The following is a 17,438-nucleotide window of genomic DNA, read 5'->3' on the forward strand; positions in this document are numbered from 1 at the left end:
CGCGCGGATGTTTTTCGCCATGATATAACGCCCCGCAAACCCCGACCGTGCCACCCAGTTCAGCGCTCCTGCGAGCGGGGGATCGAGCCGGTTTGCCACACCGTATAGGGTTAGACGGGTGAACTACGACGACATGATGCCATTGGACCCGTTCGCGGACGACCCCAACGACCCGGCATCCTTCATCGAGGACGAAGAGCACGCCGAGCCGCTGTCGCCCGCCGAACGCGTCGCAGTCATCCAGGATCTCTCGCATGTGCGCGACGCGAAGCGCATGCTGAAACCCCGCGGCATCCTCGGGGTGTCGTTCCTCTGCGAGGACTGCGACCAAGTCCACTACTACGACTGGGAGATCATGGAGCAAAACATGATCGCCTCGCTGAACAACCAGCTGCCCCCGGTGCATGAGCCGAGCGCGAACCCCAACATCGAGGCCTACGTGCCTTGGGACTACGCCATGGGCTACCTGGACGGCTTAGAGGGGCGCTAGGAGCTGCTGCCCACCGGCGGGTGGACGATCGGGCCGCCCTCTGCGCCGCCGGAGACACTGTTGCCCGCGCCGAACTCAGCGGGCGGGTTGACCATCGTCGCCGGGTCGTTGACCCGCAGCGACGGGTGCTCTTGTCCCGAGGCGGTGCCCTCCGCCGAGGCCCCACCGCTCGTGCCCTGCGCCGGCGCCGTGCTGCCGGAAGTCGCGCTTGGCTGCGTGCTCGACGGCGTCGGCTGGGTGGACTGCGAGGGCTGGCGGGCGCCCGCACCGGAGCCTGAGCCATTGCCTGCACCCGGCCCGCGCTGCGCCGGATCCGGCGAGGACTGCGGCGGCTGCTGCTGCGCCGGCGGCACCGGGACAGCCGGGGCCTGCTCCGGAGTCGGCTGCTCGGTGGAGGTGTCCTCCGCCGGCACCGTGGTCGCCTCCGTGACCGTCTCTGTCACCGTCGCGGCCGCGCCGCCCTTGGCCGCGCGCCGCTCGCGCTCCTTCATCGTGGCCACCAGGCCGCGCGCCTGCTCCAGCAGGTCGCGGGCGGCAGCGGCATCGCCGCTTTCGTTGGCCACCTCAAGCTCGTCGAGGGTGGTGGCCAGCTCCACCATCGTGGTGTCTTCCCCTTGCACGCCGTCCTCGAACAGGGCGGCGCCGGTGCCGACGCACACCACGGTCGCCGCGGCGGCGCCGATCAAGCCGGACAGCCACGGGCTGACGCGGCGCTTCGCCTTCTCGGCGCGCTTCTCGTCCAGCGAGGCGACGTTGCCAGCGGACTGGGAATCCTCCACGTATAGCTGCGGCGCCAGCGGCATCGGCCGGTCGACATCGCCCTTCAGCTCCAGCAGGGCGGCGGCGAGGGGGTCGTTGCCTGCCGAAGGATCGTCGCCAAGCATGAGCGCCTCAATGAACGCGTCGCTGTTCGCGAACTCCTCAAAATGATCGTCCTGCCGTGTCATAACTCCGCCTGCCCTCCGTCCAGTTGCTTCCGCAGTTTGGACAGCGCACGGTGCTGGGCAACACGCACTGCACCTGGTGTGCTGCCCATGACTTCAGCCGTCTCCTCCGCGGACAGCCCCACAAACACTCGCAGAATAACGATGTCGCGGGCCTTCTCGTTTAATGAATCGAGCAAAACCCGCACAGCGTTACTCCCCGACGACACCATCGCGGCGTCCTCCGGTGTGATTGTCGCCATTTCGGTGTCGGGCACCTCTTCCACCGGGCTCAGCTTGTCGCGCGCCATCGCACGGTGCGCGTCTGCGACCTTGTTAAACGCGATTCCGTACACGAACGCCATGAACGGCCGCCCGGTGTCGTTGTAGCGGTCAATGCTCGTCGCCACCGCGAGGCAGATCTCCTGGGCCACATCTTCGGGGGTAGGCATCCGCCCTCCCCCGATGCGCGCCCTGGCGTAGCGCAGCACGCGCGGGTGGATGATGGAGATGATGCGCTGCAGCGCCCGCCGGTCGCCCTGCGCAGCGGCGGGGACCAAGCCAGCGAGTTCTGCGTCTTCATCGCTTGCAGCCACGCGCATCTCCTCCCTATATCTGTCAGCCTGCTCCGGACTCGCGTAACCCGTACATAATAGACGCACTTGCCATTTTGTTTGCGCTACCGACCTTTTGCCAGGAATTCACCTGCCCGTAACCAGGTGCGTTAACGCAGTAAGACAGGGGTATTTTCGCGCGGTTCGACTGCGCGACAGCAGTCTGTAACCGGGACGAAACCAAACGTTAACCAGAGCAGTCCACACTCGTTGCCGGTTACACGTTTGAGGTACTTCCACAAAGGAGCACTCCCGATTATGTCTTTGCCGCATCAGCTTCCCGGACCCAACGCAGACTTCTGGGATTGGCAGCTACACAGCAAGTGCCGGGGGGAGGCCTCCGAGATCTTCTACCACCCCGACGGGGAGCGCGGCCGGGCGCGCACGCAGCGCGAAAACCGCGCGAAGGCCATCTGCTTCGAGTGCCCGGTGCTCTCCCAGTGCCGCGAGCACGCGCTGCGTGTGGCTGAGCCGTACGGCATCTGGGGCGGCATGAGCGAATCCGAGCGCTCCGCCATCCTGCGCGGCACCGCCGGCGGCATGAAGGTCGCCGCGGCTTCCGCCAAGTAGCCCGGAATACGAAAAACGCCCCGGTTTCGGGGCGTTTTTGCTTATCGACGAACCTTCGGCCGATGCGCGACTAGTGCGCGTGGCCCTCGTGCTCGTCTTCCTCAGCGGGCTTAGTCACCACAGACGCTTCCGTGGTGAGCACCATGCGCGCCACGGACGCGGCGTTGACCACCGCGCTGTGGGTGACCTTCACCGGGTCGATGATGCCCTGCTCGATGAGGTTGCCGTACTCGAGCGTGGCGGCGTTGAAGCCCTCGCCGTTTTGCATCTCGGCGACCTTGGACACCACAACGGCGCCGTCGAGGCCCGCGTTGTCGGCGATCCAAAACGCCGGCTTGGACAGGGCGCGGGCCACGGCCAGCACGCCGGTCTTCTGCTCGGCCTCGAAGCCCTCGGCGAAGGTCTCGAGCTGCTTGGCAATCTGCACCAGCGCAGAGCCGCCGCCGGCGATGATGCCCTCGTCCGCCGCCGCGCGGGCGGCGTTGATGGCGTCCTCGACGCGCAGCTTACGCTCGTTCTGCTCAGTCTCGGTGGCGGCGCCGACGCGCAGCACAGCCACACCGCCGGACAGCTTGGCCAGGCGCTCTTCCGCCTTCTCCTTGTCCCAGGTCGAGTCGGTGGACTCGATCTCGCGGCGGATCTGGTTGCGGCGGTCCTCCACTGCCTCAGCGGTGCCGGCGCCGTCGACGATGACGGTGTCGTCCTTGGTCACCGTCACGCGGCGGGCAGAGCCCAAGTGCTCCAGGGTGGCGTCCTTGAGGTTGACGCCGACCTCCGGGTCGATCACGGTCGCGGCGGTGACCACCGCGAGGTCGTCCATAAACGCCTTGCGGCGCTCGCCGAAGTACGGCGACTTCACTGCGACGACCTTGAGGATCTTGCGGATGGAGTTGACCACCAGCGCCTGCAGCGCCTCGCCCTCGATGTCCTCTGCCACCACGAACAGCGGCACGGACTCGGAAGCGGCCTGCTCCAAAAGCGGAAGGAAGTCCGGCAGGGAGGAAATCTTGCCGCGCACCAGCAGCACGCGGGCGTTTTCCAGCACTGCCTGGCCGGCGTCCGGGTCCGTCATGAAGTACGGCGAGAGGAAGCCCTTGTCAAAGGAGATACCCTCGGTGAGGTCCACGTACGAGTCGATGGACTGGGACTCCTCGACGGTGAGCACACCGTCCTTGCCCACCTTGTCCATCGCGCCGGCGACCATCTCGCCGACCTCCGGGTCGCGCGAGGACACGGTGGCCACGTTCGCGATCTCGGCGGAGGACTGCACGTCGGTCGCGCGGGCCTTGAGCTCCTCGACGACCTTGTCTGCGGCGGCCTTGATGCCCTTGTTCAGCTCGATCGGGTTCGCGCCGGCCGCGACGTTGCGCAGGCCCTCGGCGACGAGCGCCTGAGCCAGAAGCGTTGCGGTGGTGGTGCCGTCGCCGGCAATGTCGTTCGTCTTGACTGCGACGGACTTCACCAGCTGCGCACCGAGGTTTTCAAACGGGTCCTCGAGGTCGATGTCGCGGGCGATGGTCACGCCGTCGTTGGTGACGGTCGGCCCGCCCCAGGACTTGGACAGCACGACGTTGCGGCCGCGGGGGCCGAGGGTGACCTTCACCGCGTCGGCGAGCGTGTCCACGCCGCGCTGGATGCCCTCGCGGGCCTCCTGATCAAATGCGATGAGTTTTGCCATGGCGCTTACTTCTCGACGACGGCCAGCAGGTCACGCGCGGACAGCAGCAGGTACTCCTCGCCGCCGTACTTCAGCTCGGTGCCACCGTACTTGGAGAAGACGACGGTGTCGCCCTCCTTGACGTCCACGGCGATGCGGTTGCCGTTGTCGTCCAGGCGGCCCGGGCCGACAGCGATGACGACGGCTTCCTGCGGCTTCTCCGCGGCGGAATCCGGGATAACCAGGCCGGACGCGGTGGTGGTCTCAGCCTCGGCGATCTGGACGAGGACCTTGTCCTCCAGCGGCTTGATGTTGACGTTTGCCATGATCAGCAACCTTTCATTGGTGAATGATTCAACAGTTCAGGTCTGAAGAGGCGCAGCCGTCGTCGCGGGTGAACAACTGTGCTTCACACAACCTGCTTTGGCACTCTACCCCCGAGAGTGCCAGCCAACAACCACAGGCTGTGTGTTAGCGCGATTTAGCGGTTGAGCACCGCGTTTCGCCAAAGCTCGTACTCTTCGGCGTTGTCCGTGCGGTAGTTCTCCACCGCGCGGATGGCCTGCAGCACCTTGCCGATGGTGCGCTCGTCCACGCTCTCCCCGTCGCGCGCCGTGAAAATCACCGGGCCGGAGATAGCGCGGGTGGGGTCGGTGAGGAACTCCGGGTTGTCCGTCTCCGCGGTGTTGCGCGCCAGCGACGCCACCGGGTTCGGCTCCTGGCCCAGCTGGGCCGCGTCCGGACGGAAGATCGCGTGGAAGCGGTTGCCTTCCTGGTCGAAGGCGACATCGACGGCTTCGCCGGTGATGCCGCCGAGGGTCTCGCGCGCGGTGTCCTCGTCGAACACGATGCGACGGTAGGTCAGATCCGGGTTGACCAAAAACCCGAACCGCTCGCGGTCGGCCTGGCCCTGGTCGAATTGCTCGGTAGTTTCAGCGGACACGGGTATTCCTTTCGTCGAACAAGACGTGCAGGCACCAAGCGTATCCGCAGCCAGCACTTTCCGCTTTACGACGACACGAGCGGGACCTCGACCTCCAGCGACGTGTCCGTGCCCACGCCCAGCCCAGACGGCGCAGCGCCTTCGTGGATGAGCTGCGCGGCCAACGCCGCGATCATCACCCCGTTGTCCGTGCACAGGTTGAACCGCGGCACGCGCAGCTCAATACCGGCCGCGTCGCAGCGCTGCTGCGCAAGTTCGCGAAGCCTGCGGTTGGCGGCCACGCCGCCGCCGAGCAGCAGCGTGTTCGCGCCGGTGTCCTGGCAGGCCATGACGGCTTTCGCGGTGAGTACGTCGCAGACTGCCTCCTGGAAGGACGCGCAGACGTCCTCCAGCGAGATCACGCGGCCGTCGCGCTCGGCGGCCTCGACGTGGCGGGCCACCGCGGTTTTCAGGCCCGAGAAGGAGAAGTTGTAGCGGTGCTCGCCGCGCAGGTCCTCGGCGCGCGAGAGCGCCCGCGGGAACTTCACTGCCTCCGGGTCGCCTTCGGCCGCGAGCTTGTCCACCACCGGGCCGCCGGGGTAGCCCAAGCCCAGCAGGCGGGCGACTTTGTCGTAGGCCTCGCCGGCGGCGTCGTCGAGCGTGGTGCCCAACTCCCGCATCGGCTTGCCCACGGCCTCAACCTCGAGCAGCTGCGTGTGCCCTCCGGAGACCAGCAGCGCGACCGCGTGCGGCAGCGACTCGCCGTCCAGGTTCGCTACCGCGACGTGCCCGCCTAGGTGGTTCACGCCGTAAAACGGCACGCCCCACGCCGCCGCGTATGCCTTGGCCGCGGACGCGCCGACCAGCAGCGCGCCGGCCAGGCCCGGGCCCACAGTGGCGGCGACCGCGTCCGGCTTGTCGATGCCCGCGTCCGCCAGCGCCTTCTCCATCACCTGCGGCATGGCCTCCAGGTGCGCGCGCGAGGCGATCTCGGGCACGACCCCGCCGAAGCGGGCGTGCTGCTCCATCGAGGAGGCGACCACGTCGGCGAGGATGTCCATCGTGCCGTCTTCACGCAGCTCGATAATGCCCACGCCGGTTTCGTCGCACGAGGACTCGATGCCCAACACAATCACTGGTCTCGCCTTTCGCTCTTTTTCGGCCGCGTCATGGTGTACGCGTCCATGCCGGAGGCCTGATAGTAATTCTTGCGCACGCCCGCGGTGAAAAACCCGAAGCTTTCGTACAGCCGGATCGCGGGCGTGTTGTCCACCCGCACCTCCAAAAAGCACGGCCCGTCCAAAAGGTCCACAGTGTGCATCATCTGGTCCATCAGCGCCCGGCCCAGGCCCTCGCCCTGCCGGGAGGGTTCGACGCCGATGGTGTGGATCTCAAACTCCGGGTCGTCTTTCGGCCCGAGCATGGCCAGGCCCGCAAAGCCGACCAGCTCATCGCCGTCGAAGGCGCCCAGGTAGAAGGTGTGGCGCGCGGCGATCTCGGAGCGGTACGCCGCCTCGGACCACGGGCTGTCGCCAGCGAAGAGCACCGCCTCGATGGCGGCGGCCGCCGGGGCGTCCGCGACGCCCAGCTCGCGGAAGGCCACGCTCATGGCAGCGCCGGCGACTTCGGGGCCTGCTTCGGCGGCACCGCATCTGGCCGACGCAGATACAGCGGCACCAGCGGCTCCGGCGGCGCGTCCAGGTCGGCGACTGCGACGAGGCCGGCAGGTGTTGGGGGGTGGTAGGTCACCCTTTGGGCGTCGATAGGCAAAAGCTCCGCGAGCGACGACGGCACGCTGACCACATCCACCGCGGGTGAGGTCAGGTCCGCCGGCTTGCACACGTTAGGGCCGGCGACGCGCTTGCCGCCGGAGTAGCGCGCCCAGTACACTTCGCGGCGGCGCGCGTCGGTGACCACCAGCGCCTCACCGCCAAGCGACGCGGCGACCGCGTCATGCGTGCACACCCCGTGCACCGGAATGGCAAGCGCCTGCCCCAGCGCCGACGCGGTGGACATGCCGACGCGCAGGCCGGTAAACGGCCCCGGGCCGCAGCCGACCACGACCGCGCCCAGGTCCGCGAACTCGATCCCCGTCTGATCCAGCAGCCGGGTGATCTCCGGCATAAGCGTCTCGTTGTGCGCGCGGGTGGCAACGGCCGTCTCCGCGAGCACACGGTCCCCGTCCACGATGCCTGCGACCAGGTCAGTCGTGGCGGTGTCCAGGGCGAGAACGAGCATTACTGGCCCAACCCGAGGGTCCAGCGGCCCTGGTTCATGTGGAACGGCATCGCGGTGTTGAGCGGGAAGGACTCGGACTGCGGCACGGTGCAGATGTCCACCTTGTTCAGCTCCACCGGGTCCACCATGGGAGCCTCGCCCTCGCCGCCCGGGATGAGCAGGACGTAGCCGAGGTCGCCGCCGAGGTCCAGGTCGTCGGCGCTGATGCCGAAGGCCTCAAGCTTGGCGTCCACCAGCTCCTGCGGCTCGCCCGGGCACAGCGTTGTATAGCCGAGATAGCGCTCCGCGTCGTAGATGCGCGCCGGGTCCACCAGCTGCGCAGACACGGCGTCGCCGCCCGGGCGGGTCTGCTGCAGCGAGCGCGTCAGCGAGTTCGTGGGCGCGACCTGGGCGACCTCGGTGGAACGGGACTGCGGGATGAAGATGATCCCCGCCAAAATCACGAGCCACAGCACAGCTGCGAGCACGATCCAGCGGCGGGACTGGCTAGTGAGGTTGAGCATGCGTGTAAGCCTACATCCCGTCTTCGACGCGCCAGGAGATGATGCGGGCTTCTGTGTCGGCGTGCGTGCGCCGATCCAGCGTGACGTGCACGTGGCGCTGCGCGAGTTGCTCCACCAGTCCGCCGCCCCACTCGGCCACCACCACGGCATCTTCGAGGGCGCTGTCTAAGTCGAGGGCGTCGAGCTCGCCCAGCGGGTCGTCGCCGAGCCGGTAGGCGTCCACGTGCACGAGCGAGGGGCCATTGCCTATCGACGAGTGCTCCCGCGCAATCACGAACGTCGGGCTCGTCACCCGGCCCTTGACCCCCATGCCCCTCGCGATGCCCTGTGTGAAGGTGGTCTTGCCCGCGCCGAGCGGGCCGTCGAGCACCACGAGGTCGCCCGCCTCGAGGGCCTGCCCCAGTGCTTCGCCAAGCGTTTGCGTATCTTGAGCGCTCTCGCAGAGCCGCTCGCCCTGCGCCGGAAACGTGGTCTTCATCTACTTGCCCTCCCCGATGTAGGTGCGGGTGGTGCGCCCGCGCGGAGCACAGACCACCTCGTAGTTGATGGTGCCGGCGCGCTTGGCCAGCGCGGTGGCGTCGCCGAAGATGACGGCCTCATCGCCCGCTGTGACGTCCGCTTCGTTGTCGCCGAGCCAGACCACAATCTGGTCCATGGACACCCGGCCCACCTGCTGGTAGGTCCGGCCCGCGATGTCGACCTCCACGGCGCCTTGCCAGGAGCGCTGCACCCCGTCCGCGTAGCCCGCGGGGATCACGGCCGTGAACCCGTCCGCCGGCGCTTCCCAGGTCCGGGCGTAGCTGGTGGCCTCGCCTTTGCACATCGGTTTCACCGTCACCACCGGCGCCGACCAGGTCATCGCCGGTTTCAGTCCGTGGTCGAGGCCGTCGACCGGCTCCAGGCCGTACAGGCTCAAACCCGGCCGGACCATGTCGAAGTGCAGGTCCGGGCGGGTCCACGTCGCCGGCGAGTTCGCCGCGTGGTTGCGCGGCACCTCAAGGCCCACCTGGCGGGCCTGGGCGATCGCGCGGCGAAACGCGGCCGCTTGCTGGTCCGTGTACGGGTCCGCAGGGTCGTCGGCGCAGCTGAAGTGCGTCATCAGCCCCGCCACCTCGAGCTTGCCTTCGCGCTGCGCGTCCAGGGCGACCTCGAAGGCCTCCTGCCAGCGGACCTCGTCGATGCCGGAGCGGTGCATGCCCGTGTCCACTTTGAGGTAGACGGTGGGCGCCGTTGGTGCGTCGATAAGCGAATGCAAATGCGTCATCGACGGGGCCGCGACATCGACGCCATCCGGGAGCTCCTCATGCGGATCCCACAGCCACGCCAGCACCGGCTTAGTGGTCAGCTCGCGCACCCGGCGCGCCTCCGCGAACGTGGCCACGCCGAACGCGTCCGCGCCGTTCGCCTCCATCACCGGCACGCAGCGCTTAACGCCGTGGTTGTAGGCGTCCGCCTTGACCACGCACATCAGCTCCGCGGTCGTTTGCTCGCGCAGGCGGCGGGTGTTGTGCGCGATAGCGTCCAGATCGATCGTTGTTGTCAGCACGGGCCTATTACACCACGTGGGTCACGCCCAAAACGATGAGCAGCACCGCCACCGACCACGTCGCCGCCGCCGTGACCTGGTCGGGGTGGGCGCGCGCCCAGTCGAAGCCGCGCGCGGCGGCGCTGTCCGGCTTCGCGCGCACCCAGCCGACGGCCAAGGCCGCCAACGTGGGCAGCGACAGCGCCACCGTGGCGTACAGCGGGATCGCGGCGTAGCGCACCTGCGCGTCGACGCCGGCCGCCGACAGCAGCGCCAGCCCGCCGTAAAACGGCAATGAGGTCGCCGACTGGATCAGGCCGAGCACCACGCCGGTTCCCACGGTGGCCGGGCCGGGGGTGTGCAGCGGGCGCATGATCTTTTGCACCAGCGCCTGGTTGTCGCCGCCGCGCACCGCGAGGACGGCGGTGAGGACGCCGGTGGCGATGAGCAAAATGCCGAACACCGGGCCTTCGACGAAGCGCTGCACCACTGGGCCCAGGCCGTCGAAAATCACCAGCATGATCAGCGCCAAGCCAGCCACGCCGCACCAATCGCCCGCGATCAGCAGCGCGGTGGTCTTGGCGTAGTTGCTCCGTGCAGCAATGCCGACCGCGACGATGACGCCGATGAGGAGCAGATTCACCGAATCAATGAACGCCAGCTGCAACGCACCGAGCATCCGACCTCCTGTCTGTGGGGTTTGTCGGACTTACCCTAGCGGAGACAGGTATGCAGTAGGATTGCCCGCGTGTCTGCGAAGCTGAAGAAACTCTCCGACCTGTCCAAGCGCGGCCCGCACCGCGTCCTGGAAGGCGACCTGGGCTACACCGGCCTGCCCGGCAAGGTCTACACCCCCGCCGAAGGCAAGAACCTGCCCGGCGTGGCGTTCGGCCACGACTGGCTCAAGGATGTCGCCGCCTACGAGGACACCCTGCGCCACCTGGCCAGCTGGGGCATCGCCGTGGCCGCGCCGGACACCGAAACCGGCTTCAAGCCCGACCACGTCGGCCTCGCCGCCGACCTGGAGACCGCCATGCAGATCCTCGGCGGCGTGCGCCTGGGCAACGGCAACATCTCCATCTCGCCCGGCAAGCTCGGCATCGTCGGCCACGGCATGGGCGGCGGCGCGGCCGTGCTCGCCGCGGTGGACAATCCGAAGGCGAAGGCCGTGGCGGCGGTGTACCCGGCCAACGTGGCGCCGTCCGCAGTCGAGGCGGCGCGCAACCTATTCGTCCCCGGCATGGTCGTCGGCCCCGGCGAAGACGGCGACTCGCTGTTCGACCCCGGCAACCCCGCCAAGCTGGCCTACAACTGGGCCGGCGAAGTGGTCTACCGCGCGCCGAAGAAGGGCGACCAGCAGTCCTTCTCCGAGGACAACCTGGTCAAGCGCATCCTCGGTGTGGGCAAGTCCGACCGCGGGCTGCAGGAAACCGTCCGCGGCCTGCTCGTGGGCTACCTGCTGCACCAGCTCGACGAGGACAAGGCCTACGGCTCCTACTCCGAACCGGACGCGGAAGGCTCCGGCGTGGAGTCCCTGACCGGCGAGAAGCTGTCCAAGGCCGCCGGCCTGGCGCGCGACAACGCCCGCTTCTCCCTGTTCTAGTCACCTTCCCCGTCGTGCTTACACGACGGGGTTTTCGCCGTTCGGGCCAATCGCGCGCAGCACCGCCTGGATCTGCTGCTTTTGCGAAGCGTTACGACGACTCCGCGGCATGCTGTAGTCCCCACGAGGCACCGTCACCGGCTGCCGCGGCATCGTCTCCCGGGCCCGTGCGTGATGCTTGGCGGTCATCTCCATCTTCTGCTGCGTTTCCTTCATCAACGCCTCGAAGTCCGCCATGCGCTTCGCGGTGCGTTTTTGGTACTGGGCCACAAACTGCTCGAAATCCATCGCTACCACTCCCCTGCCTTCTTCATTGCCCACGGATCAGCTTCCGCCCCACCGGCATCGGCGCCGGTTTCGGTGCCGGCATCTCCCGCCTGCGCCGGCTGCGTTTCCAGATTCTCCAGCTTCTTCGGCGGCGGCGCCGGCTCCTCCACCTGCGACAGCTCCGGCGGCGGGGCGATCACCCCGTCATCCGCGGGTGCCGGTGCGGGAGGCGGCGGTGGCGGCGGCTCCGGTTCCGGTTCACATTCCGGCTCCGGCTCGGGTTCCGGTTCGCACTCCGGTTCTGGTTCTGGTTCCGGTTCGCACTCGGGTTGAGCCGCAGGCTCCGTCGGGCAGTCCTCCAGCGCCGTCTCCTCGATGCCGAGCGTCGCCTCCAGTTTCGCGTCCAACGTCAGATCCAACTTCAGATCCAGCCCCAAGCGGGCGCCTGAATCGGCAGATACGTCGGAAGCGCTGGTGGCGGCGGCGGGGCGCGTCGTGACGTCGCAAGGCGAATGCCCCTTCTCCCCGAACTGCACCGGCGGGGCAGGCTGCTCGACGGCCGCGGTGTCGACGCGCGTGGCAACCTCCCCCAGGCACTCCTTGATCACGCCGTTGCGGTCGCTGGCGGTCTCGCGCGCGCTGCGCAGCGCCTCGATGACCATCTCCACCGCCGGCTGGATCAGCTGCCCAATCCCGCAGTTCAGCACGATGTCCAGCATGCGCCGCGCCGGCTCCAGCAGGGCGCGCACCGCCGATTCCGCGGTGTCCACGATCGTCTTGATCGCCTCCCCGCACTGCCCGATCGACTCGCCTGCGGCTTTCGCGCGGTCGAAATGCTCGGTTTCGCGTGCTTCGTCGCAACGCTCGCGCTCGCGGATGCCCACCTCGTCGAACCAGGCGCTCTCGTCGCACGAACACGTCCGCGCCGGCGTGTCCGGGCGCTTCCCGCCCGCGGACAACTTCAGGCCCGCGGCGAGAAACGCGCTCAAGTCGAGCCCGTCGGTCTGCGCGACCTGCTCCAACAATTCGCCGGCCAAGCCGTGGACCACGGCGCGCTGCGCCGGCCCCACCTCCGGCGCGACATCGACCGCGCGCACCAGCGACTGGACGTCGTCTTTCACCGCGGCCATCATGCGTTATCCACCCCGCCCGCGATCGATGCCAAATACTCGGAAGAGAGCTGGTCGGCGGCGACGGTGGCGTCGCTAAGCGAAAGCACCTGCCCCCAATTCTCCCCGCGCGCCGCAAGGAAGCGTTGCGACGTGGCATGCAACGCCTCCAGCGCATCCACGATGCGCTGGCCCTCCCGCGCGAAACCCGCGCCGAACGCTGACGCGGCAACCACCGGCCGCCCGGCGTCGAGCTCGCACGCGGCGTCGCGGTACGCGTCGATAGCCTCTGTGTACTTCGTGCGCACCGCATCGATATCGATGTCGAGTGCCCCAACATGTGTCATATGCCCACCCCCGAAAGGCTCGCAGTTGAACTGTCTTACTTTTAGTTAGACTCCCCCAACGCCCCGGCGGTTCCCTGCCGGGGCAAAAAACTTTTTCCGCGGTTAAACCTACACCGCGGCGACGACCGCCGCGAGGCGACCGGCAACCTTGCGCGCCTGCTCCTCCTCAGCGGCCTCGACCATGACGCGGAACAGCTCCTCGGTACCTGACGGGCGCAGCAGCACGCGGCCGGCTTCGCCCAGCTCAGCCTCCGCTTCGGCGATGGCGTCCTTGACGGACTGGTCCTCCAAGATCAGCGCCTTGTTGGACACCGGCACGTTGATCAGCGTCTGCGGCAGTACCGTCATCACCTCCGCCAGCTCGGCGAGCGTCTTGCCGGTCTCCGCCATGCGCTGCATGAGCATGAGGCCGGACAGGACGCCGTCACCAGTCGTGGCATGCGCCGGGACCACGATGTGGCCAGACTGCTCGCCGCCCAGCGAGAAATCGCCGCGTCCGAGCTCCTCGAGCACGTAGCGGTCGCCCACCTTCGTTTCGCGCACTTCGATGCCCTCGCGCTGCATGGCCAGCTTCAGGCCCAGGTTGCTCATCACCGTGGCGACCAGCGTGTTGTCCTTCAGGCTGTTGGACTCCTTCATGCCGGTGGCGAGGATGGCCATGATCTGGTCGCCGTCGACGACGTTGCCCTGCGCGTCCACGGCCAGGCAGCGGTCGGCGTCGCCGTCGTGCGCCAAGCCCAGGTCCGCGCCGTGCTCGACCACAGCCGCCTGGATCTGGTCCATGTGAGTAGAGCCGGAGCCGTCGTTGATGTTGTACGCGTTCGGGGTGTTGTGGATGGCGGTGACCTCGGCACCGGCGGCGGCGTAGGCCTTCGGGGCGACCTCGGAGGCGGCGCCGTTGGCGCAGTCCACCACGACCTTGATGCCGCTCAGCGGCTCGGTGACAGCCTCCTTGAGGTGAGCGAGGTAGCGCTCCTGCGCGTCCGGCGCCTCCTCGATCACGCGCCCGATGGCGGTGCCGGTCGGGCCCGTTTCCTCCAGCACGGCCATGGCGCGCTCGATCTCGTCCTCGATGTCGTCCGGCAGCTTCTTGCCGCCGGCGGCGAAGAACTTGATGCCGTTGTCCGGCATCGGGTTGTGGGACGCGGAGATCATCACACCGATGTCGGCACCGTAGTCGTCGGTGAGAAACGCCAGGCCCGGGGTGGGGATGACGCCGACGCGCAGCACGTCCACGCCTTTCGACGCCATACCGGCCGCCATCGCGGCAGCCAGCATCTCGCCGGAGACGCGCGGGTCCCGGCCGATCAGCGCGATCGGGCGGCGCTTCTCAGAGCCGCGGTCCTTGGTCAGCACGGTCGCGGCCGCGGCGCCGAGCTTGAGGGCAAGCGATGCGGTGAGGGCCTCGTTAGCCAGGCCGCGGACACCGTCAGTTCCGAACAATCGAGTCATGCGCACAATTATGCACTTGCCTATCGACGATCGCTCCGCCACCCCAACTTCCACACAATTTAACCTGCGGGTTTGGTAGTTATCCACAGGGGTGATGACACAAATTCTACAGGGCCGGGCGGGGCGGGGTTGCGATTGTTTTAGTGTTCGTGGCATGAACCCGTTCGACGCATTCATTCAGGCGATGGCCGCAGCATCCATGGAGACGCTGCGGCACTTCGACCTGCCGGTCGCGCTTTCGGCTGGCATGGCGCCGGATCGGGCACGCGCGTGGGACGCAATGCAGAAGGTGTACTACGGGCCCACCAAGTTCACCCGCAAGCAAGCCTTGGCAGTACAGAAAGCCCACGGGTTCTCCCTGGACGAGCTCGCGCTGATCGAACGCCGCGTTAGCGGTGTGAAGGATATCGGCGAGCGGTGGCGGCTGCGCCTGGCCTTGTTGGACGTTCAAGGCGGGTACCGCGCGATCGAACGCGCCGCACGAGAGCTGGTGCCACGCGAGGACAATGCCCCGAAGAAAAAGCAGGTCGCCTTCTCCGCGCCGAAGAACGGCCGAGCACGCATCACCATCGAAACCACCGACCGCAAAGCCGCAGACCTCGAGCACCGCCTGAAACAAGGCATCGACGCCACACTGCCGGCAGCACCCCAGATGGAGGAGGCGTTCTGGCGCATCGTCGAAGGCAAAACCGGCGGGGTCGTCGCCGCGGCACCCAGGCCCATTGTGATGGTGCCGATTTCGGAGCACGCACGGATTATGGCCGGCGAGGGCGACGACGTCATCCTCACCTTGACTGACGGCACCACCATGACCGGGGCGGAGTACATGCAGCAAGAGTTCGGCGAGGTGTTGGAGGTCGCAGCGTTCCACCCGGAAGAAGGGGCGGTGAACCTGTACGACACCGAGCGTTTCGCCAACCAGAAACAACGCGACCTCGCCTGCATGGTCTCACCCGTGTGCGCGTTCCCAGGCTGCCGGCACGGGGCGTTGGGCTCCGAGATCCACCACGTCGATGCGTGGAAACACGGCGGCTACACCAACATTGACAACCTCGTGCCGCTGTGCCGCTACCACAACCGGGTCAACGACGACGACCCCTGGCGTAAATCCCGCGGACACATCACCATGATCCGGGGCGCGCCCTGGTGGGTCTCACCCCGCGGTTTCCAGATCAAAAACACCGATCGCGGAGCACTCGACCAACTCTTCGGACCACAAAGCACCTAGCAACGCGAAACGCCGCCGCCCAACAAGGACGACGGCGAATCTCGCGCGCGAAAAGCGATTAACGCTTGGAGTACTGCGGTGCGCGACGGGCCTTGTGCAGACCTGCCTTCTTGCGCTCCACGGCACGGGCGTCACGGGTGAGCAGGCCGGCCTTCTTCAGGGTCGGGCGCTCAGCCGGGTTGTAGATGTTCAGCGCACGGGCGATAGCCAGGCGCAGAGCACCGGACTGGCCGGTCGGGCCGCCACCGGAGATGTTGGCCTTGATGTCGAACTGGCCCTCGCGCTCGAGCAGGGTCAGCGGGGTGAGAATGTCCTGCTGGTGCAGCTTGTTCGGGAAGTAGTCCTCGAACTCGCGGCCGTTGACGGTGATCTTGCCCTCGCCCTCGACGACGGTCACGCGGGCGATGGCGCGCTTACGGCGGCCAACGGTCTGGATCGGACCCTCGTGCAGCGGAGCGACCTCGACGGTCTCCTCGGTTGCCTCAGCCTCGGGGGCGATGGCGTCGCCGATGGTGTAGTTGAACTCCTCGGTCGCGGCGGTTGCGGCATCGACGTCGGTGCCCAGGTCCTCAGCGGCGGTGTTTTCGAAGTTGTTCGGCTCGGTCATTACTGTGCCACCTGCTTAAACTCGTAGGTTTCCGGCTGCTGGCCAGCGTACGGGTGCTCGGCACCGACGAAGACGTGCAGCTTCTTGATGGACTGACGGGAAAGCTTGTTGTGCGGCATCATGCCCTTGACAGCTTCCTCGATCACGCGATCCGGACGCTCGTCCAGCGCGCGGCCCAGGGTCATGGACTTCAGACCACCCGGGTAGCCGGAGTGGCGGTAACGCATCTCGCGCTCGCGCTTGTTGGAGGAGATGTGGATCTTGTCGGCGTTGATCACGATGACGTGGTCGCCGGTGTCGACGTTCGGTGCGTACTGCGGCTTGTGCTTACCGCGCAGGATGTCTGCGACGGTGGAAGCAAGCTTGCCCAGCACCACGTCGGTTGCGTCGATGACGTACCACTTACGGGTGATGTCACCGCTCTTCGGGTGGTAAGTAGACATGCATGACTCCTTAAAGTCTGTCTAGATGGCTGCCGGCCAAATTCTTCGTCTGCCCCTTTGTGCTTTACGGCGGCCGGTGGAGACCCGAAAAGCGCATCCGGCGGGACACACAGGGATAACACCCTACGGCACGCGCCCCCGAAAACAAAAAAGCGCCGCCGCAGGTGATTCCCCCATCACCTGCGGCGGCACGTCCCCCGTATCCCCCGTGTGGTTGCGCCGCGGTCCGGTCCGAAGCCGAGCCCGTCCCCCGATGAAAACGGCCCCGTCACGGCCCGCGACGCAAGTCTTGTTGTTTAGCCCCAGCTGTTTGCGGCTGCGTTGTTGACGGCGAGCATGGTGGTGTTGCCGTCTTCAACGGTGTTGGCGATCTGGTTGAGGATCTGGTTGAGATCCGCTGCCGCCTGGTCCCACTTGGCCTGGTGTGCCTGGTAGGCCGCGGCTGCGGTGCCTTCCCAGGTCTGGGCCATGGGCTGGAGCATTTGCTTGAGTTCGGCCAGGTCGCCGTTGATGCGGGAGGCGGAGGCGCGCATGTCCTCTGCGGCGCCGGCGATCTGCGCGAAGTCGTACTTGATCTGCATTGTTTCCCCTTTACAGTGCGAGTCCGCCGGCGATCTGGCGGAGGCTGTCGGTGTTGGTGGCGTCGGTGGTTTCGTAGTTCTTGGCGTTGTCGCGGATGTTCACGGCGATCGCGCTCAGCGCTTCAGACAATCGCCTTTGGGCGTCGTCGTACCTGATCATCAGGTCGTCGAAGCTGCGCTGTGCGTTGCCCACCCAGTAGCCGCGGGTGGCTTCGGCGACTTGCTGGACGCGGTCGATTTCGCGGTTGACGTCGGCGTTGGTGTCGTCGGTGCGGTCTGCAGCGGCGCGCATGACCTCGGCTTCGGTTGCGAACTGCTCCATGGTTTCTTTCCCCCTCGTTGTGTGTTGGGACGGACAA

The 17,438-nt window shown here is 67.2% G+C and carries 24 protein-coding genes; 4 read left to right on the forward strand and 20 right to left on the reverse strand.

Annotation, left to right across the window (positions count from 1 at the left end; genetic code table 11):
- The first annotated feature begins 133 nt into the window (after nucleotides 1–133).
- Complete coding sequence (locus tag MHX64_RS02225) at nucleotides 134–490, forward strand: DUF5319 domain-containing protein (RefSeq protein ID WP_181890050.1); 357 nt, start codon at nucleotides 134–136, stop codon at nucleotides 488–490.
- Here MHX64_RS02225 and MHX64_RS02230 read toward each other — a convergent pair.
- Nucleotides 487–1,437, reverse strand: coding sequence for a hypothetical protein (locus MHX64_RS02230; RefSeq protein WP_239357189.1), 951 nt, complete (start codon nucleotides 1,435–1,437; stop codon nucleotides 487–489). The two genes, MHX64_RS02225 and MHX64_RS02230, sit on opposite strands and share 4 nt — an antisense overlap.
- A complete protein-coding gene (locus tag MHX64_RS02235) occupies nucleotides 1,434–2,009 on the reverse strand; it encodes a sigma-70 family RNA polymerase sigma factor (RefSeq protein ID WP_239357190.1) in 576 nt (191 codons plus the stop codon). The genes MHX64_RS02230 and MHX64_RS02235 overlap by 4 nt, the downstream gene beginning before the upstream one ends.
- A 276-nt stretch (nucleotides 2,010–2,285) precedes the next feature.
- Here MHX64_RS02235 and MHX64_RS02240 point away from each other — a divergent pair, with 276 nt between their 5' ends.
- Nucleotides 2,286–2,597, forward strand: a complete 312-nt coding sequence (locus MHX64_RS02240) for a WhiB family transcriptional regulator (RefSeq protein ID WP_070473359.1) — start codon at nucleotides 2,286–2,288, stop codon at nucleotides 2,595–2,597.
- 70 nt (nucleotides 2,598–2,667) lie between these two features.
- Here MHX64_RS02240 and groL read toward each other — a convergent pair whose 3' ends face one another.
- The 10 genes from groL to MHX64_RS02290 form a co-directional block, all read right to left on the reverse strand.
- Nucleotides 2,668–4,275: a chaperonin GroEL gene (groL, locus tag MHX64_RS02245; RefSeq protein ID WP_239357193.1), complete on the reverse strand. Its 1,608-nt coding sequence runs from the start codon at nucleotides 4,273–4,275 to the stop codon at nucleotides 2,668–2,670.
- A 5-nt stretch (nucleotides 4,276–4,280) separates the two neighbouring features.
- Nucleotides 4,281–4,580, reverse strand: coding sequence for a co-chaperone GroES (gene groES / locus MHX64_RS02250; protein WP_181191491.1), 300 nt, complete (start codon nucleotides 4,578–4,580; stop codon nucleotides 4,281–4,283).
- A 155-nt stretch (nucleotides 4,581–4,735) separates the two neighbouring features.
- Nucleotides 4,736–5,197 (reverse strand): hypothetical protein, encoded by a 462-nt coding sequence (locus MHX64_RS02255; protein WP_181889849.1) that lies wholly within the window; start codon nucleotides 5,195–5,197, stop codon nucleotides 4,736–4,738.
- Nucleotides 5,198–5,262: 65 nt separating this feature from the next.
- Nucleotides 5,263–6,312 (reverse strand): tRNA (adenosine(37)-N6)-threonylcarbamoyltransferase complex transferase subunit TsaD, encoded by a 1,050-nt coding sequence (gene tsaD, locus MHX64_RS02260; RefSeq protein ID WP_239357195.1) that lies wholly within the window; start codon nucleotides 6,310–6,312, stop codon nucleotides 5,263–5,265.
- The gene (gene rimI, locus MHX64_RS02265) at nucleotides 6,309–6,785 is read right to left on the reverse strand and encodes a ribosomal protein S18-alanine N-acetyltransferase (RefSeq protein WP_239357197.1); all 477 of its coding nucleotides are present in this window, start codon (nucleotides 6,783–6,785) and stop codon (nucleotides 6,309–6,311) included. The genes tsaD and rimI overlap by 4 nt, the downstream gene beginning before the upstream one ends.
- On the reverse strand, nucleotides 6,782–7,414 hold the full coding sequence (tsaB, locus tag MHX64_RS02270) for a tRNA (adenosine(37)-N6)-threonylcarbamoyltransferase complex dimerization subunit type 1 TsaB (RefSeq protein ID WP_239357199.1): 633 nt from the start codon (nucleotides 7,412–7,414) through the stop codon (nucleotides 6,782–6,784). Before tsaB ends, rimI begins: the two co-directional genes overlap by 4 nt.
- A complete protein-coding gene (locus tag MHX64_RS02275) occupies nucleotides 7,414–7,917 on the reverse strand; it encodes a hypothetical protein (protein ID WP_239357201.1) in 504 nt (167 codons plus the stop codon). The genes tsaB and MHX64_RS02275 overlap by 1 nt, the downstream gene beginning before the upstream one ends.
- A gap of 10 nt (nucleotides 7,918–7,927) precedes the next feature.
- A complete protein-coding gene (tsaE, locus tag MHX64_RS02280) occupies nucleotides 7,928–8,395 on the reverse strand; it encodes a tRNA (adenosine(37)-N6)-threonylcarbamoyltransferase complex ATPase subunit type 1 TsaE (protein ID WP_239357202.1) in 468 nt (155 codons plus the stop codon).
- Complete coding sequence (alr, locus tag MHX64_RS02285) at nucleotides 8,396–9,463, reverse strand: alanine racemase (protein WP_239357203.1); 1,068 nt, start codon at nucleotides 9,461–9,463, stop codon at nucleotides 8,396–8,398.
- 7 nt (nucleotides 9,464–9,470) lie between these two features.
- Nucleotides 9,471–10,121, reverse strand: a complete 651-nt coding sequence (locus MHX64_RS02290; protein ID WP_239307034.1) for a GAP family protein — start codon at nucleotides 10,119–10,121, stop codon at nucleotides 9,471–9,473.
- Between the two features lie 69 nt (nucleotides 10,122–10,190).
- On the opposite strand from MHX64_RS02290, the gene MHX64_RS02295 reads away from it, so the two are divergent.
- Nucleotides 10,191–11,045 carry a dienelactone hydrolase family protein gene (locus MHX64_RS02295; protein WP_239357204.1) on the forward strand — a complete coding sequence of 285 codons (855 nt, stop codon included), beginning with the start codon at nucleotides 10,191–10,193 and terminating at the stop codon, nucleotides 11,043–11,045.
- A gap of 18 nt (nucleotides 11,046–11,063) precedes the next feature.
- Here MHX64_RS02295 and MHX64_RS02300 read toward each other — a convergent pair whose 3' ends face one another.
- From MHX64_RS02300 to glmM, 4 genes are all read right to left on the reverse strand, one after another.
- Nucleotides 11,064–11,333, reverse strand: coding sequence for a hypothetical protein (locus MHX64_RS02300; protein WP_070473335.1), 270 nt, complete (start codon nucleotides 11,331–11,333; stop codon nucleotides 11,064–11,066).
- Nucleotides 11,334–11,335: 2 nt separating this feature from the next.
- Nucleotides 11,336–12,445 carry a hypothetical protein gene (locus MHX64_RS02305; RefSeq protein ID WP_239357205.1) on the reverse strand — a complete coding sequence of 370 codons (1,110 nt, stop codon included), beginning with the start codon at nucleotides 12,443–12,445 and terminating at the stop codon, nucleotides 11,336–11,338.
- Nucleotides 12,442–12,768, reverse strand: a complete 327-nt coding sequence (locus MHX64_RS02310; protein WP_239357207.1) for a hypothetical protein — start codon at nucleotides 12,766–12,768, stop codon at nucleotides 12,442–12,444. The genes MHX64_RS02305 and MHX64_RS02310 overlap by 4 nt, the downstream gene beginning before the upstream one ends.
- 108 nt (nucleotides 12,769–12,876) lie before the next feature.
- Entirely contained in the window at nucleotides 12,877–14,220 is a 1,344-nt protein-coding gene (gene glmM / locus MHX64_RS02315; protein ID WP_181889838.1) for a phosphoglucosamine mutase, read from the reverse strand.
- 154 nt (nucleotides 14,221–14,374) lie between these two features.
- Here glmM and MHX64_RS02320 point away from each other — a divergent pair, with 154 nt between their 5' ends.
- Entirely contained in the window at nucleotides 14,375–15,448 is a 1,074-nt protein-coding gene (locus MHX64_RS02320) for an HNH endonuclease signature motif containing protein (protein ID WP_239357209.1), read from the forward strand.
- Nucleotides 15,449–15,506: 58 nt separating this feature from the next.
- On the opposite strand, the gene rpsI is transcribed toward MHX64_RS02320, so the two are convergent.
- From rpsI to MHX64_RS02340, 4 genes are all read right to left on the reverse strand, one after another.
- Complete coding sequence (gene rpsI, locus MHX64_RS02325; protein ID WP_236883584.1) at nucleotides 15,507–16,055, reverse strand: 30S ribosomal protein S9; 549 nt, start codon at nucleotides 16,053–16,055, stop codon at nucleotides 15,507–15,509.
- The gene (gene rplM / locus MHX64_RS02330) at nucleotides 16,055–16,498 is read right to left on the reverse strand and encodes a 50S ribosomal protein L13 (protein WP_034997310.1); all 444 of its coding nucleotides are present in this window, start codon (nucleotides 16,496–16,498) and stop codon (nucleotides 16,055–16,057) included. The genes rpsI and rplM overlap by 1 nt, the downstream gene beginning before the upstream one ends.
- 296 nt (nucleotides 16,499–16,794) lie before the next feature.
- Nucleotides 16,795–17,079: a WXG100 family type VII secretion target gene (locus tag MHX64_RS02335; RefSeq protein WP_070474959.1), complete on the reverse strand. Its 285-nt coding sequence runs from the start codon at nucleotides 17,077–17,079 to the stop codon at nucleotides 16,795–16,797.
- Between the two features lie 10 nt (nucleotides 17,080–17,089).
- Nucleotides 17,090–17,401: a WXG100 family type VII secretion target gene (locus MHX64_RS02340; RefSeq protein ID WP_181889836.1), complete on the reverse strand. Its 312-nt coding sequence runs from the start codon at nucleotides 17,399–17,401 to the stop codon at nucleotides 17,090–17,092.
- Nucleotides 17,402–17,438 lie beyond the last annotated feature (37 nt).

Origin of the sequence: Corynebacterium sp. ACRPZ (assembly GCF_022346205.1) — a bacterium.
In the GTDB taxonomy this organism is placed as follows: domain Bacteria; phylum Actinomycetota; class Actinomycetes; order Mycobacteriales; family Mycobacteriaceae; genus Corynebacterium; species Corynebacterium lehmanniae.

What these genes read in the sequence shown, in the direction of transcription:
- MHX64_RS02225 (WP_181890050.1), top strand. Translation starts at nt 134, where the DNA reads ATGATGCCATTGGACCCGTTCGCGGACGACCCCAACGACCCGGCATCC.
- MHX64_RS02230 (WP_239357189.1), bottom strand. Translation starts at nt 1,437, where the DNA reads ATGACACGGCAGGACGATCATTTTGAGGAGTTCGCGAACAGCGACGCG.
- MHX64_RS02240 (WP_070473359.1), top strand. Translation starts at nt 2,286, where the DNA reads ATGTCTTTGCCGCATCAGCTTCCCGGACCCAACGCAGACTTCTGGGAT.
- groL (WP_239357193.1), bottom strand. Translation starts at nt 4,275, where the DNA reads ATGGCAAAACTCATCGCATTTGATCAGGAGGCCCGCGAGGGCATCCAG.
- groES (WP_181191491.1), bottom strand. Translation starts at nt 4,580, where the DNA reads ATGGCAAACGTCAACATCAAGCCGCTGGAGGACAAGGTCCTCGTCCAG.
- rimI (WP_239357197.1), bottom strand. Translation starts at nt 6,785, where the DNA reads ATGAGCGTGGCCTTCCGCGAGCTGGGCGTCGCGGACGCCCCGGCGGCC.
- tsaB (WP_239357199.1), bottom strand. Translation starts at nt 7,414, where the DNA reads ATGCTCGTTCTCGCCCTGGACACCGCCACGACTGACCTGGTCGCAGGC.
- MHX64_RS02275 (WP_239357201.1), bottom strand. Translation starts at nt 7,917, where the DNA reads ATGCTCAACCTCACTAGCCAGTCCCGCCGCTGGATCGTGCTCGCAGCT.
- tsaE (WP_239357202.1), bottom strand. Translation starts at nt 8,395, where the DNA reads ATGAAGACCACGTTTCCGGCGCAGGGCGAGCGGCTCTGCGAGAGCGCT.
- MHX64_RS02290 (WP_239307034.1), bottom strand. Translation starts at nt 10,121, where the DNA reads ATGCTCGGTGCGTTGCAGCTGGCGTTCATTGATTCGGTGAATCTGCTC.
- MHX64_RS02300 (WP_070473335.1), bottom strand. Translation starts at nt 11,333, where the DNA reads ATGGATTTCGAGCAGTTTGTGGCCCAGTACCAAAAACGCACCGCGAAG.
- MHX64_RS02305 (WP_239357205.1), bottom strand. Translation starts at nt 12,445, where the DNA reads ATGATGGCCGCGGTGAAAGACGACGTCCAGTCGCTGGTGCGCGCGGTC.
- MHX64_RS02310 (WP_239357207.1), bottom strand. Translation starts at nt 12,768, where the DNA reads ATGACACATGTTGGGGCACTCGACATCGATATCGATGCGGTGCGCACG.
- glmM (WP_181889838.1), bottom strand. Translation starts at nt 14,220, where the DNA reads ATGACTCGATTGTTCGGAACTGACGGTGTCCGCGGCCTGGCTAACGAG.
- MHX64_RS02320 (WP_239357209.1), top strand. Translation starts at nt 14,375, where the DNA reads ATGAACCCGTTCGACGCATTCATTCAGGCGATGGCCGCAGCATCCATG.
- rpsI (WP_236883584.1), bottom strand. Translation starts at nt 16,055, where the DNA reads ATGACCGAGCCGAACAACTTCGAAAACACCGCCGCTGAGGACCTGGGC.
- rplM (WP_034997310.1), bottom strand. Translation starts at nt 16,498, where the DNA reads ATGTCTACTTACCACCCGAAGAGCGGTGACATCACCCGTAAGTGGTAC.
- MHX64_RS02335 (WP_070474959.1), bottom strand. Translation starts at nt 17,079, where the DNA reads ATGCAGATCAAGTACGACTTCGCGCAGATCGCCGGCGCCGCAGAGGAC.
- MHX64_RS02340 (WP_181889836.1), bottom strand. Translation starts at nt 17,401, where the DNA reads ATGGAGCAGTTCGCAACCGAAGCCGAGGTCATGCGCGCCGCTGCAGAC.